13 protein-coding genes are annotated in these 15085 nt (G+C 54.5%); 7 read left to right on the top strand and 6 right to left on the bottom strand.

Annotated elements, in window-relative coordinates; translation table 11 throughout:
- From IE065_RS17410 to IE065_RS17395, 4 genes are all read left to right on the top strand, one after another.
- Positions 1–825, top strand: an 825-nt coding sequence (locus IE065_RS17410) for a hypothetical protein (protein WP_189517492.1), incomplete at its 5' end; no start/stop codon positions are given.
- Complete coding sequence (locus IE065_RS17405; protein ID WP_189517490.1) at positions 822–2327, top strand: 1,4-alpha-glucan branching protein domain-containing protein; 1506 nt, start codon at positions 822–824, stop codon at positions 2325–2327. The genes IE065_RS17410 and IE065_RS17405, both read left to right, overlap by 4 nt.
- A 59-nt stretch (positions 2328–2386) precedes the next feature.
- Positions 2387–4228, top strand: coding sequence for a glycogen synthase (locus tag IE065_RS17400; RefSeq protein WP_189517488.1), 1842 nt, complete (start codon positions 2387–2389; stop codon positions 4226–4228).
- 13 nt (positions 4229–4241) lie between these two features.
- Complete coding sequence (locus IE065_RS17395; protein ID WP_189517486.1) at positions 4242–6713, top strand: alpha-amylase family glycosyl hydrolase; 2472 nt, start codon at positions 4242–4244, stop codon at positions 6711–6713.
- Positions 6714–6751: 38 nt separating this feature from the next.
- On the opposite strand, the gene IE065_RS17390 is transcribed toward IE065_RS17395, so the two are convergent.
- The 5 genes from IE065_RS17390 to IE065_RS17370 form a co-directional block, all read right to left on the bottom strand.
- On the bottom strand, positions 6752–7921 hold the full coding sequence (locus IE065_RS17390) for a P-II family nitrogen regulator (RefSeq protein WP_189517484.1): 1170 nt from the start codon (positions 7919–7921) through the stop codon (positions 6752–6754).
- Positions 7914–9854, bottom strand: coding sequence for a DUF1538 domain-containing protein (locus tag IE065_RS17385; RefSeq protein WP_200163244.1), 1941 nt, complete (start codon positions 9852–9854; stop codon positions 7914–7916). Before IE065_RS17385 ends, IE065_RS17390 begins: the two co-directional genes overlap by 8 nt.
- Before the next feature lie 130 nt (positions 9855–9984).
- On the bottom strand, positions 9985–10638 hold the full coding sequence (locus tag IE065_RS17380; RefSeq protein ID WP_189517483.1) for a lysophospholipid acyltransferase family protein: 654 nt from the start codon (positions 10636–10638) through the stop codon (positions 9985–9987).
- 31 nt (positions 10639–10669) lie between these two features.
- Positions 10670–11332: a (d)CMP kinase gene (gene cmk, locus IE065_RS17375; protein ID WP_189517481.1), complete on the bottom strand. Its 663-nt coding sequence runs from the start codon at positions 11330–11332 to the stop codon at positions 10670–10672.
- Positions 11333–11388: 56 nt separating this feature from the next.
- On the bottom strand, positions 11389–12606 hold the full coding sequence (locus tag IE065_RS17370) for a class I SAM-dependent RNA methyltransferase (protein ID WP_189517494.1): 1218 nt from the start codon (positions 12604–12606) through the stop codon (positions 11389–11391).
- A gap of 50 nt (positions 12607–12656) precedes the next feature.
- Between IE065_RS17370 and IE065_RS18240 the strand changes: the two genes are divergently transcribed.
- Both IE065_RS18240 and IE065_RS17365 read left to right on the top strand, forming a co-directional pair.
- Positions 12657–12788 (top strand): hypothetical protein, encoded by a 132-nt coding sequence (locus IE065_RS18240; protein WP_267908157.1) that lies wholly within the window; start codon positions 12657–12659, stop codon positions 12786–12788.
- A 184-nt stretch (positions 12789–12972) separates the two neighbouring features.
- A complete protein-coding gene (locus tag IE065_RS17365; protein WP_200163243.1) occupies positions 12973–13737 on the top strand; it encodes an RNA methyltransferase in 765 nt (254 codons plus the stop codon).
- Between the two features lie 71 nt (positions 13738–13808).
- On the opposite strand, the gene IE065_RS17360 is transcribed toward IE065_RS17365, so the two are convergent.
- Positions 13809–14033: a hypothetical protein gene (locus IE065_RS17360; RefSeq protein WP_189517476.1), complete on the bottom strand. Its 225-nt coding sequence runs from the start codon at positions 14031–14033 to the stop codon at positions 13809–13811.
- A 282-nt stretch (positions 14034–14315) separates the two neighbouring features.
- On the opposite strand from IE065_RS17360, the gene IE065_RS17355 reads away from it, so the two are divergent.
- On the top strand, positions 14316–14870 hold the full coding sequence (locus IE065_RS17355) for a chloramphenicol phosphotransferase CPT family protein (RefSeq protein ID WP_189517474.1): 555 nt from the start codon (positions 14316–14318) through the stop codon (positions 14868–14870).
- Positions 14871–15085: the final 215 nt, after the last annotated feature.

Genomic DNA, 15085 nt, shown 5'->3' with positions numbered 1-15085 from the left:
CCAGCCCCCCCCCCTCCGCCAGTCGAATCCCAACAAAATCCCCCCCCCCCTCAGACGCTCAAAAGTGCCAATATAACCCTCGATGAGGGCACAATCGTCGCCCGCCTGCCTCAATTGACGAATCTGCCTCCCGACCTGTTAAAGTCCCCCGACGAGCTGGCCTTTTTTGAACGACCGAACGCGGACACCATTATTGAAGCGAAATCCGTCGCACTCACCCCGACAACTGCGCTCGACGAATCAAGCATCCACACGGCCATCATCAATGGGAACTGCCGTAGTCTAACCAATTCAGGCCCGGATCAAGCCCCCCCCCCTATCGCTGAGTCCACCAAATCCACTAAACACGGTGGCGCATCAGAGAAAGCAGGTGCCTCCGAACAGCTTGCCAGCCAATTTTCCGATAGTTGGGACGACCGCGCACCGATCAATTTACGCGCAGAATTAACCATCAATGGCCGCCTGACGCCTGGCCTCACACTTGCACTTGGCAGGCAGCTCATTCGCCCACTTCCGGGTGGGTATTTCAAAGTTATCCGCAAGCTAAACAATTTCGCGGAAGTCTGGCCGATTTTTTCAACGCTCAGCCTTTTAGGTGATTCTAATCAAGGCGCACTGGAACTGGCCAAAGACACCGCCACTGGCAAGCCGATCTTGGAAATCCATGCATCCATCTGCATCGAAGGTCGCATCAACGATGAGTCTTACATTAAGTTTCTACCAGCCGATGTTAAACCAGATGAAAACGGGCGTTTTTCGCTTCACCGCGCACTGCCCCAAGGTGCCGTGCTGCTGCCAGGCCTAAGCCTGATTGCTGAAGGGTGAGCGCCAAGCGGACCGTTAGCCTACTGCTGCACGCGCATTTGCCTTTTGGACTGCGCCCAGAATTGCCAGTCAGCCTAGAAGAGGCTTGGCTATTCGAAGCAACAATCGACTGTTATCTGCCGCTGCTGGAACTCATAAGTGCCGAGCCTGGTAAAAAGCCCCGACTGGCTGCATCGCTCTCACCCACGCTTCTTGAGCAATGGTCACACCATGATTTCACCGATCGCTTCGCCGCGCATTTGGATCGCCTCGCAGCTATCCTTAAACGCGAATGCTCGGATCAATCCTTGCCCAAAGAACGCCGCGAGTTAGCCGAAGAAATGCTGCTCCGAAATGCTCAACTTGCCGCACATTTCGTCAGAAAATGGAGTGCGAATCTCTCCGCCGCTTGGGGGCACCTCGCATCCGAGGGTAAAGTGGAGTTGCTCACAACGGCGGCAACTCATGCTTTTCTGCCCGCTCACCAAAATTCACCGCTGACCCGACGCCTGCAAATCCAGTTGGGCATTGAACGTTTTACTGCGCTAACTGGTATAACTCCCCAAGGCTTCTGGTTGCCCGAATGCGGTTACTATCCGGGCTTGGAGTACGACCTTGCGGAAGCAGGTATCCAATGGTTTGCCGTAGAGAACATGAACGGCTCATCCGTCGTTCGCTGCCCCAATGACGTAACCGCTATTGCGCGGCAGGGAGAGCTGTCGCAAAAGGTCTGGGATGCTCACTCAGGCTATCCGGGCCATGCCAACTACCGCGAATTCCACCAAGACGCCGTGCATCAGCTCAGTCATGAACAAGCAGGGCTTTATCGCCTTCCGGACGGTGGCAGCCTCCCCCTCGGCCTTAAATACTGGCGCGTCACTGGAAAAGGCGAAAAAGACTGGTACGACCCAGTCGTCGCCCGTCAGCAAGCGGAGACCGACGCCCAAGACTTTATCGAATCGATGGCCCGCACACCGGAATCCTTTATTTTTCTGCCTTTCGATGCCGAGCTCTTTGGGCATTGGTGGCATGAGGGGCCTTACTGGCTAGAAAACGTTATCCAGCGCGCAAGCCAGCATCCTGCCCTTACATTGGCTTCGCCTACTGATGCCATAAGCTCGTTGAAAGACATCCCCGAAGGCCTCCCCGCAGCCTCGACTTGGGGCCACCGCGCCGATTATTCGTTTTGGATCAATCCGGAGACAGACTGGATTTATCCGCTGTTAGCTAACGCTGGCCGCAAATTAAAGGATGCAATTGCCCGTTCGGAGTCCGATCCGCTGCGCCGTCGAGCAGTCAATCAACTAGCCCGTGAGCTCTTGCTAGCACAAGCCTCAGACTGGCCTTTTATGCTGCGGGCTGGAGCAACGGCGGGTTATGCAGAGGAGCGCTTGCGCCGCCACCTGACACGCTTTCAGTTTTTGCTTAACCAACTTGCGACAGAGGAAATCGATGCTGAAACCCTTCACGCGCTCGAGCAGCTTGATCCGATTCAACCGAATCTCGATTTACAGCGTTTCTAATGACCCAATCTTCTCAGCCCACGCTTTACTTTCTCCGGTAAATCGACTACCCCAAAGATATGGCCAAAAACACCGGTCCCGCCAAAACTCCCGTGAAGAAAAAAACTGAGTTCTCCACACCAGCATCTGCCGCTCAGGATTCGCCTTCCAAGCCAGCGCAGACACCACACACAAATGTGGGTAAAGGCATCATAGCGAAACCGACCTCGGGCGAAGCCAGCAAAGAGAAAGTGAGCTCCAAGCCACACCCAAAGAAAAAGCCCAAGGAGCCTCTCGTTAACTTCGAGGAAATGGCGCGCACTGCGGAAAAGACTTTTGCCCAAGAGCAACTAAGCGCCCATGAAGAAGCGGCACCAATCAACGCCGACCCCACGCCAGCGGAAGGTGTTAATCTGCATAATATTTTCCTACACGAGGAGATTCCATCGCTGTACACCGTGCACATCACGTCGGAGCTGTCCCCCGTCGCCAAAGTCGGCGGCTTGGCGGATGTCGTCTTTGGACTGACTTGGGAACTCCAGATCCGCGGTCACAACGTGGAAATTATTTTGCCGAAATACAACAACATGCGCTACGACCATATCTACGGATTAGAGCGCTGTTTCGAAGACTTGTGGGTACCTTGGCACAATGGCGCGATCCACTGCACGGTGTATTTCGGTTTTGTCTACGGACGTAAATGCTACTTCATCGAACCGCATTCGAACGACTGCTTCTTTGAGCGAAATAAATTCTATGGTGACCACGATGACGTGTTCCGCTTTGCGTTCTTCTCCCGCGCCGCGATGGAGTTTCTGCTCAAGTCCGGTAAGCGCCCAGATATCATCCATTGCCATGACTGGCAGACTGGTTTGGTACCTGTTTTCCAATGGGAAATCTATCATCGGTTAGGCATGCACGACAGCCGTGTTTGCTATACCATTCATAACTTTAAGCATCAGGGGGTCTGCGGTCCACAAGTCCTCGACGCCGCTGGCCTGCATCGGCACGAATACTATTACTCGAAGGAGCGACTGGGCGACTACAACTATCCAGAAGCGATCAACTTAATGAAGGGCGGCATCGTCTATTCCAATTTCATTACCACCGTCTCTCCCACGCATGCTGGCGAGGCCAAGGATAAAGGCCAAGGATTCGGTCTGGAGCCAGCCTTGCACATCCATGGCGGCAAATATGGCGGCGTGCTCAATGGGATCGACTACGAGGTTTGGAACCCGAAAACCGACTGCCATATCCCCGTTCAGTATAGCTCGGAAAATATCGATCAGAAATACGAGAACAAGCGCGCCTTGCGCGAGCGTCTCTTGATGGCTGACAACGAAAAACCAATCATTGCTTTTGTTGGCCGCCTTGACCCGCAAAAGGGCCTGGATTTGATTCGTCACGCGCTGTTCTACTGCGTGAACCATGGTGCGCAGTTCATTATGCTTGGCAGCAGCCCAGACCCATCCATCGACAGCTATTTCTGGCGGCTAAAGGGTGAAATAAATGAAAACCCCGATAGCCACATTGAGATCGGATTCAATGAAGAACTGGCGCACTTGATTTATGCAGGCTCTGACATGATGGTCGTGCCAAGCCGTTTCGAGCCCTGCGGCCTCACCCAGCTCATTGCCATGCGCTACGGTGCCGTCCCACTCGTCCGCTCTGTGGGTGGTTTGGCAGATACTGTTTTCGACAAAGACCATGCTGATAAGCCCTTAGACCAGCGCAATGGTTACGTTTTCCACAACGATGACTATGGCGGCATTGAAAGTGCTCTATCGCGCGCCATCAGTTGCTACTACATGTATCCTGATCACTTCCGAAATCTGATGCTCAACGGTATGGCGAGCGATTATTCGTGGAACGTGCCCGGGCAACACTATTTGAATATCTACAACTACATTCGGGCCAAGTAAGGCCCGTTTTTCTATGAGTACCACAATTCGCCGAATTCTTGCCGCCTACTGGACCGCACCTGGCAAAGGCGTCGTCCTGATGAAACGAAACTGGAGTTCCTCTACCCTGCCCCAGTTCTATATCGACGGCAAAGACGTGGAAGTGGCGAAAGTTAAGCGGATGGACCCCATAGCTCTAGCGATGTTTACGGGCTTCTACGAGGCAGACGGCAACATCCACTTCTGCGTCGACCCGCTGCGCTTTCCGCACGTTGATTTCAAAACAAATCCTGTTCGCGTGGCTGGCCTCTTCAACAATTGGGGCCGCGATGAAAATGAATCAGCGTGGACGCTCCATTCGGCCAAAGACACTAATGGCAAAACCTATTATACGACTAAAATCCCCAAGGGGGATATTGGCTCTGGAACGGCAAATTACATCTTCAAATTTGTCACCCAAGATTGGCATTGGCTCACCCCACTGCGTTGCGCACCCAACGTGGAATACGACAAGGCCGAAAACGCCAATTACCGATTAACATTTGTGCGAACTGGTCAACATGCCTTTGAATTCGAATTAGGAAAAGGCCAGCGTGGCATGGACCAAGTTTGCCGCTTGGGAAGGCGGGATGGTGGCTCCGTTCGCGACCTGCAATTAATCAAGCCCGGCTTAAGCTTCTACGACCTTTATACCGATGCACTGCTCGGCACCACGGTTCGCCGAAAAGAAACCGTGTTCCGGCTTTTCGCGCCGCGCGCTAAAGGCGTCATCCTAGAGTTGTATGACACCATCGACGCTGAAACGGTCAACCAGTATGACATGGAGCTTTCCAAGGATCAGCTTTGCTGGGAAATCACCCTCAAGAGCAACCTCCATGGTTGGTTTTACAATTACTACGTCGACGGTGAGAACGATGGAAAAACGACGAGCTTCGAGCCCGACCAGCCTGTGCTCGATCCTTATGCTTTCGCAGTTTATGCCCACGATGGCCCAGGCATCGTCATCAACGTTAGTCAGACCAAGAAACCAATTAAAACCCATGAGCCCCCCCCTTGGCAGGATCTGATTATTCTAGAATGCCACGTGCGTGACATCTCCGCGAAAGCGCCAATGAAGATGTCGGCAGACGACCGCCTGGGTTTCAATGGCGTGACGCATTATCTGAGCAACGACATGTGCTACCTGCGCACCGTCGGAGTGAACACATTGGAATTCCAGCCCATTCAGCAATTCGACAGCACCACGAAGGAGGAATATCACTGGGGCTACATGACCACGAACTATTTTTCGCCTTGCGCTTGGTATGGCTCAGACCCTGCCAAGGCCACGCAAAACGATGAATTCCTGCACATGGTCGAGGCATGCCATAAGCATGAGCTGTCCGTCATTATCGACGTCGTCTATAACCACGTGGGCGTGCCAAACTTCTTGAGCCGTATCGACAAAGCCTATTATTTTTACCTCGAAGAGAACGGCGAGCATAACAACTGGACCGGCTGCGGCAATACGCTCAACGCCGAATCCGCCATGACAAAACGGCTGATAATTGACAGCCTAGTTCACCTCATACAAGCCTACGATGTTGACGGTTTCCGCTTTGACCTAGCTGAGCTGATCACCGTTGAAACCCTCAAGCAGGTCGGCGACGCACTCAAGGCAGTCAAGGAGTCTATCATCCTGATTGCCGAACCATGGAGCTTCCGTGGTAGTATCCAGTGGGACACCCGTATGGCAGGTTACGCCTTCTGGAACGATGGCTACCGCAGCACCATCGCGGACTACGTTCAGGGAAAAAGCAACGCCGATGCATTAGCTTACTACATGAAGGGCTGCCTCGATCACATGGCCGCTTGGCCCGCACAAAGCATCAACTACACCGCCTCTCATGATGATCGCTGCTGGATCGACAAAATCACGACCAACAATGACTTCAACGGCGATAATCCTAGCCACCTCGACATCCAACGTACTCACATGATGGCCGCCATTGGCCTATGTGCGGTCGGGGTACCGATGTTCTCTGAAGGCCAAGATTTCCTCCGCAGCAAGCAGGGAATCAACAATACCTACCAACGCGGCGACATCAACGCTCTCGACTACGGCCGCCTTCAGCGCTTTGGTATGACGCACAATTATTTCCAGCAGTTGATCGGTTTACGGCGATCCGAATGGGGAGAAGTGCTACGCCTCTGGGACCGTCCCTCTGAGGGTTATCTCCGTGTCTTCAAGTGCGACAATCCTCAAAGCAGTGCTGTGGCTCTGCTCTTTAACGCTGACTGCGCCTTGGGCCCACGACAATTGCTGTTTGCAGTCAATCCGAATAACGACCCGCAAAACATCAATCTCCACGACATTGACGGCACACATTGGCACTGCGTCGCCAATAATGAGCACGTTAACTTCACGGGCCTGATCGATAGCCGATTGGACAAACATAACCACCGAGTAAGCCTGCAGGCAATGGACGTGGGCATCTGGGTCCGCAAGTTCCCGAAAGCTGAATGACATCAACTCCGTGCAGAGTTCGGCCCAACATCCCCCCTCTAGCCCAGATAAGTGAGCACCTTTTCAACTTCAGCGGTATAGATAGCTACCGACTCCAGTTCCTCTTCTTCGGTGACCGCTCTCAGCTCATCGAGGATTTGCTGGACTTGATTTTTGGGCAGTATCATTTGAATGCTGCCGAGTTCGCGGTTCAGCCGTAGTCCCGCACCAGTGACCTTGCATTCACTCTCCACAAACTTACCAAAAACCGAAGTTGCAGCTGGGGCACCCGCCTTGAGCGCCGCAGCCACTAGAACGTCCAACTGCTTCCGTTTCGTCGTGCAAGTTATCCTTACGAGGTTGTGTAGGTATTTACGCGAACGCGCCGCGCCAATCCCAAGAAAGCTCAATGCCCCCCCCGACTTAGGCATGTCTACAAGGTTGCTCGTGGCGCGCCAATCCGCGCAGCCCTTCAGGTCGTCGATAGCGTGGATAATCTGATGAATACTCGCGGCATGGCGGGCAGACTGTGTAATGCCAGGCAGCTTGATAAGACCATGACTGACGGGCATTGAATAAATTATACCACGCCCAGGCTCCATCAATCGCCCCGAAACTGCCATGGCCTCAAACACTGGATCAGCGTCCATTTCGTCTACGATCACGCGGATAATTTCCTTGTCTGGGTTCTGGGTAAATCGCAAGACGCCAAGGCGGTCTCGCACACCACGGCCTTCGCAGTAATGAATAGTCGGACCGTGAGCACCTGCCTTGATTGCTGCCCGCGCAACAGCCTCCGAAATAGAAGACTGCACCGTGGCTGCAATACCGATCAAATTGCGCTTGAACCGCATCATACTCAGCCCGGCCTCTGTATGCTCACCATTTTGCCAAGTGGGAAAATCTGCCGTGGCAATGAACTGCTTGCAGGGATGCGTAAAGACCGCGCCCGCGCCTGCCAACCGCAGTTGTCCGAGTGCCACAATTTGCTCCATGATCACATCTACCTCGTCATGTGGCAGCAGAAATTGCAAAATCTCCTGCTCCGGGCTGATGATTGGAATTAGCGACTGATACCAACGGTCCTTGATCACGGTACCACGCGCATTGAGCGCCATCAAATGACGGGCCGGACAGTCCATCAAGAAATCCGTCACTTCACTGCTCGCACGACGAGGCAAGATCGCGGTGACCACGAAGTGCTTGTTATGCTCGACCCAATCAGTCATCGACCAGCCCCCCTTGAATATGCTCCGCGGCCTCAGCGGTTCGACGGACAATCAAGCCCACCGTCAACACGGTAATGATTGGCCCAACCGAGGCCAACGCCAGCACCCCGAAACCATCGATGACGCCAGGCACATTCGCACCAATGCCCAATCCCATGGACAGCACTAGCGGCACCGTAATAGGCCCCGTCGTCACGCCTGCACTATCCCAGCCAAAGTTGACAAACTCCTCGGTCGAAATGTGCGTCAAGAACAGCAATAAAATATAGGGCGGAATCAATAGCCAAGCCAGCGGCAGGTTGTAAGCGATCTTGCAGACGCCAGTTGCAATTCCCAAACCAACGCCAATGGCCACGGACTGCATCAATAGTTTCTTACGGAAAGCGCCAGCCGTAATCTTCTGCACGGTCACCCCCAGAGCATTCAACGCGGGCTCAGCCAGCGTTGCTCCGTATCCAAGAAAGAAACCAAAAAACACCGCGATCAGCTTACCAACATCCTCCGTTGGGATCAGCGGGCCGAAAGTTGCTTCCATGCCCCAGGGCGAAATTGACGCAAATGTCGCTGGTATGTTGCTACCTAACTGCGTGCCCAACGGCGTCAGGCCCATAGTAATTCCAATGCCGAAAAGCGCCATTCCAATCAGTGCAAAAACAATCCCTACGGCCAATTGATCCAAATCTCGAATCGGCTCGTTCACCAGTAACTTAAGAATCACGAACAGAAATAGCACCAATGGCACAATGGCCTGTAGTGCGCCTAAGAGCGAAGATTTCAATTCCTTGAAGAAATTGGCCGACGGATCCCATTCCTCAACATCTTGTGCCCACAGAGACGGGTCGACGTGGCGCTCGTAAACAACCTGTGCGCCAGTCTGGACAACACGCCCATTGACGAGTTCCGTTTCGCCACCTTCAAAGCGGACGGTGACATCATCCGGCAGCTTGCCAGTGCGTAGGTAATGCCGAAATTCCTGTTCAGAAATCGGCTCGGCTGCTTGCAGAGGTGCCGCCTTGATCTCCTTTAACAGGGCAGCGGGGGGCGCACTCGTTTCTACGTTATAATCCGGCACCGGCAGTTCCGCCTCAGCACCTTGATAGTTGGGGGCCCCCACGTAGTCCTCCGCTACATAATGATAAAAGCCCAACAACAGCACCGCTATGACCGGAAACAACGATGCCAGCGTCACGATCCCAAAACCAGAATTGCTCGAATCCTCGTCGCCCACAATGCGGCATACGCCAATACCGAGAGCCAGCACAAGGGGAACCGTCACCGGGCCGGTGGTGACCGCTCCACAATCCCACGCCAAGCCAATGATCGGCCCAAGGATCTCGTTACCGTGCGCATAAAAAGTCAACACACACAGCAGCCCGACCAATGGCGGAATGATATATTTAAGCCGCCAGCCACGAAAAAATCGCAGCACTCCCAGCAGCACGGCAAATCCGACACCCATCGCGACACTGAGCACCAGTTGTGGCGCAAAATCATTGAGCAAACTGTAAAGCAATGGGGCGTCTTCGGGCTTAACCCCTGCCCCCGCAGCACGCAGAACCGCAATCGCCGGCTCTGCAAAAGTCGCCAGCCCACCAAGTATAAATGCAAAGGCCAGAATGGCTGGGAGCTTGGCATTACGCGGTAAAATTGCCCCAATAAATTCTCCCAAAGGCATAAGCCCGAGCCGCAGGCCCTCCATAAAGAACATCAACCCCAATGCCACCACAAACACCCCCACACCGATCATCGCCGCGTAAACCAGCGGTACTCCCAGTATGAATATTTGGAAAGCCGCCAAGTAGAAAATGATGAACCAGATGCTCTTCACCTGATCGAGGAACTTCTCACGGAAGTACGGTGACAACAGGCGGAGAATTCCCTTCACCCCGAGTTTCGGCGCTTGCCACGCCATCGACTGCCCATCGCCCGCCATTGCCGCTTAAATCATCGTCAAAAGGCTTGCTCGCCAAGCGTAAAAGATGAACGACTAATAAGATGCATCTGACACGGGCGAAAATCCGGCCATGTCCACATGCGATTCACCCCGTATCGTAGCAAAATCGTCAGACCGAACGCTCAAACGGTAGCGCATTTGCCAAGTGTGGATCCTCCAACGCAGCAATGCCAGCCATAATGCGGGCAGCTGCGGTTTCGTAGCGCTTGGGGTCTTTCTTGCCAGGATCATATTCCGCGACAGGGATTGGCGGGCCGAAGCTGACCCCCAATGGCCGCGTCAGACGAGGAAACTTATGATGACGGTTCCACATCTCGTAGCTCCCAAAAATCCGGGCCGGCACGACGGGCACCTCACCTCGACAAGCAATCATCCCCACCCCTTTTTTACCTGCGTGAAGCTCGCCATCGGGCGTCCGGGTGCCTTCAGGGAAGACCAACAACGCCCCCCCCTCCTTAAGAGCCGAAAAGACATGCCGAAAAGCCTGCATGTCGCGCTCGCCATCACGGTCGATGGGGATCGCGTTGAGATTCGAAATAAGCGTGCCAAAGAAGCCCTTCCAGAGTGTCTTACGCGCAAAAAAATGTAGCTCCCGCGGACAGGCAGCGGCGAAGGCGGGAGGATCGAGGAAACTCGCGTGGTTACAAGCCAGAAGGAATGGCCCCGTCATCGGCACATGATAGGTCCCCGCCACCTCCAATTCATTCCAAATCCGGAACCAACCACCAAGCGCGGCTCGTGCGTTTCCGTAAAATGGTTTCATCGGTGGGTGGTTCATAAATTGGCTTCTTTCGCTATTCGCAGTTCTTTACACGCGATTCAATCAAGTCGACGACTTGATCTAGGCTCAGTGAGGAGTTGTCGATGCGGAAAGCGCCCTCGGGACATGTAAGAGGGGCAGTTTTACGTGAGGAGTCGATTTTATCGCGGGCTTCGATGGCGTCGTTCTCTCCCTCTGCAGCGCGGCGTTGGGCGCGGGTTGCGGAGTCGGCCTCCAGGAAAACGCGAAGCGTGGCATCCGGAAAAATCACCGAGCCAATGTCGCGGCCTTCCATAATGAGGCCCGCAAAGCCATTGACGCGGGCGAGTTCGGCTTGGAAACGCTGGTAATCAAAGAGAAACTGCCGCACAGCTGGAACCGCTGCATAAAGCGAGACCGCGTTGTTAACTGCCTCACTGCGCAATTGTTCTGCCGTCGGGATCCCCCCCCCAAGCGCAATACGGGCTGAACCGCCCTCCACCACAGTGTCTAGCGGCAGGGTTTGCAATCGTTCAGCAACCGCGTTTTCGTCGGTTGACGGCACACCATCAAGCATCAATGCATAAGTGACCGCCCGGTAATGCGAGCCAGTGTCCACGTGCATTAGGTTCAAGCGTTCAGCGACGAGACGAGAGGTCGAGGACTTCCCACTGGCCGCCCCGCCGTCCACTGCAATGATAACAAAGTCATGCTTCATGTTTGGCCTAGATTGGAGCACGATCCCCCCGCAGGGCGAACGAAAACGCGCATTTATTACGCCCGAGACAAGGTAGCCACATTTTCAATGTGACGCGTCTGCGGGAAGAGGTCGAAAGGCTGAATGCGCTCGATCTGATAACCGCCCGCTTGGAGGATTTTCAAGTCGCGAGCCTGGGTCGCCGGATCGCAGGAAACATAGACCAGTCGCTTCGGGCCAAAGTCGAGCAACTGGCGTAGGAAGACCTCATCACAACCCGCACGGGGGGGGTCAATGATCATCGCCGACTCTTCTCCGGGGAACGATAACGAGGCAAAAATCGCTTCCGATTTGCCAATGGTAAATGTGGCGTTCGTGACGCCATTCGCGGCCGCATTAACGCGTGCTTGCTCGGCTGCCTGGGCATTAATCTCGACCCCTGCTACTTGCTCAAAATGACGCGCAGCGCTCAAGGCGAAAACGCCCACACCGCAGTAGGCATCTACGAGGTAGCGTAACTTCACGCGGCCAATTTGCTCCAACACATACTCGATTAGCTCGGGTAAAATGAAGGGGTTGTTCTGGAAAAACTCTCCGGCCTGAAATTCATAAACCTTGCCGAGAACCTGCTCCGAAACCGTCGCACGCGGGTCGGTGATTACGCCCTCCAAGGTGTGCCGGAGAAGCAGCGTTGAACCCCGTTTGAACTTCTCTTTTTTCGCATGAATTTTCTTACGCTCAATGGGCAGTGCTTCGTTGATGGCATCAGTCGCAATGGGGCATTGCGGCACATCGATGATTTGGTTACGGCGGCCATAACGCAGGAAGCCAATAGGGAAATCCTTGGACTGGCGGTTCGGGTGGTGCGGGGTCAATTTCGACCGGTAATGATACTCCTTGGGCGAGCCATGAACAGGCTCCACCACCACGTTTTCCAGGCCGCCAATGCGCTCCATTAAGTCGACCACCTGGCCGCGTTTCCACTCCTTTTGACCCGTGTAATCGAGGTGCTGATACTGGCAACCACCGCACTGGCCAAAGAGCGGACAAGGCGGCTCTACCCGTTGGGGAGAGGGCTCCAGGACATCGACGAGGTCCGCGTCGGAGTAATTCTTATGATTCCGAAACACCCGTGCGCGCACCCGCTCACCCGGTAAGGCAAAGGGGACCATGACCACCCAATTGTTATCCCGTGCCAAGCCGTGCCCGAGGTTGGTCAGGGTCTCAACGATCAGCTCCAGTTCGTGGTGATACGGATAGGGCTCCGGATTAAAATTGCGCGGCGTCTCAGTCATCCGCCACATCGCTAGGGATAACTTGCCCCGGAAACGAGGAAAAACGAAAAATGCCTGCGTTAGTCGAGGGGGGGGTGTCGCTCGGCAATGTCGCCGCTGCGCCGCTGTTATGCGAGGTGGAGGCCATTTTCAACGAAAACGCCTGCTCTCAAACTGATACTTTTATGCTCTTTTTGGCCTAAATTTTATTCAAAAATGTAAACTACAGCAAAGTCCTACGTTTTAAACGGCCGTATCAAACATGACCTTCACGTCTAAAACCAGTCACTCGGCGGCGGTGAAATTTATTCGCGTTCAAGGGCGAGATTCGTAGTAACTCACCGCATGTCCCGATTTCCGCGCATAGAATCGCGTCAGAACCCGCGAGTGAAAAACTTGGTCAAGCTCCGTGCTGCCAAGGAACGCACTGCGCAGGGATGCTACATCATCGAGGGCGAGCTGGAGCTGAGCCGCGCCCTCGCCGCTGGCGTAAAGCTCCGCGAGCTCTTCGTGTGCCCGGAACACTGGCGCGACACCGCATCCGCCAACCAGCTCGTTGCCGAGGCCGAGAAGCGCCAGGCAAAAGTCAGCGAGGCCACCCGCGAAGTCTTTGCCAAAATCTCCCTCCGCGAAGGACCCGACGGCCTCCTCGGCGTGGCGGACTTGTCCTCACACACGCTGGACGCCCTCACCCTGCCCGACCGCCCATTAGTCGTCGTCGTAGAGAAAATCGAAAAACCCGGCAACCTCGGCGCGCTCATCCGCACCGCAGAAGCCGTCGGCGCGCACGCGCTGATTGCCTGCGATCCCGTCGCCGATTTTGAAAACCCGCAGGTCATCCGCAATTCCCGCGGCCTCGTCTTCGCCCTGTCCTGCGTGGCGGCAGAGCAAGCGCAGGTGGACGCCTTCTTGGCCGAGCACGGCATCCGCGTCGCCGCCACTACCCCCGACACCGATCTGGCCCATTGGGACGCCGACCTCACTGGCCCGCTCGCCGTCATGGCTGGCGCCGAGCACGACGGCCTCAGCGACTATTGGCTCCACCGCGCCGAGATCAAAATCCGCATCCCCATGCAAGGCCAAGCCGACAGCCTCAACGTCAACACCGCCGCCGCCATCGTCCTCTTCGAGGCCCTCCGCCAACGCACTTAGGACCGCGGAGAGCTACATCGCTAACGGCAAACGATACACTCACAGCATTAAACATATGCGGCTTATAAATCTCACGCCAAGGCACCGAGGCGCAAAGGAAGACCGCAACGTAAAATTTGGCGACTTTGCGCCTTGAGCGAAGCGGGCGTGAGATAAAGAGCTATTGGGTTATCAAGGCTGGAGTCCGGTGGCCTTATTAAGCCCCAGTAAGCTTTCACCCAAAGGTAGCGCAGGCGTGTACCCGCGCCACACACGTCTCGTTCGGTCAACAGGACACGGCACATGAAGCCCTCCATTGAATTGAGACTAAATCTCGTAGGTTAGGATTGCTGTTTTTGATATACGCCAAGTCCAATTGGCCTGTAGCCCTGTGTATTGCGAGGTTTTCGGCCAAAATCCACCTCATTTACCACAATCCCCCTCAAGCGCCACTGAATTGGTCACCTCGTACCGCAAATTGATATTGATAAGGCACTTCCACACTGATTGAATCAGCCACAATGAACGCGACACCAACCAGTGACAAATCCTGCAACAATCGCACCCTGCGCGTATACTAACCTGTTAGCCAAAGAAATATGAAATCCGTTGCGATCATCCTAAACGGCGCATCGAGCGCCGGAAAGACCAGCATCGCGCGCGCGATTCAGCGCGTGTCTCGAACCCCGGTCCTTCATGCGTCACTCGATACCTTTACGGACATGTTTCACTGGGCGGTAGTCGCGGACCAAGAAGAACGAAGAGAGTGCCATCGGGTTGGTGTGGCGAATTTTCACGCGGCGCTTCCGATTCTTGCGTCGAGCCGTTTTCCGCTGGTTGTCGATCACGTCTTTGAACGGCACGATTGGTTTGAGACCTGTATTCTCGCTCTGAAAGAAAAGATGACCTATTTCATTGGGGTTCGATGCCCGCTCCCAGTCCTTGAGGCGCGAGAGGCTGCGCGAGGTGATCGAAAACTCGGCATGGCGAGGTCGCAGGTTGATCGAGTCCACAAGCGGAAGAGCTATGCCCTTGAGGTCGATACTTCCGTCCACTCCGCGGAGGAATGCGCGACAGCAATTCTTGGCTTTGTCGAAAAAGAAGAAAGGGCTAACCAGACGCTACAGCCAACGGCGCTGCTGAGCCGTGGCTGATCTCAGACGTTGAATGGCGTCTGCGAGGATGGGCTTAAATAAGGGGACGAGACTATCTGGAAAAAGCAATCATAGTCGATTTTCCGAGCTGCGATCCGGCAGGCGACCTAGTTCGCAAGACCGGACGGTCTCGGAAAATAGGAGTAAATGGATAAATGTTCAACGCTGTTTTGACCGAAAGCAAAGCAAGTATCTGATGATCAATGAAATCAAAA

It is taken from the genome of Cerasicoccus arenae (assembly GCF_014651635.1).
Lineage (GTDB): Bacteria > Verrucomicrobiota > Verrucomicrobiia > Opitutales > Cerasicoccaceae > Cerasicoccus > Cerasicoccus arenae.
This window is presented reverse-complemented; position numbering and strand designations above follow the sequence as displayed.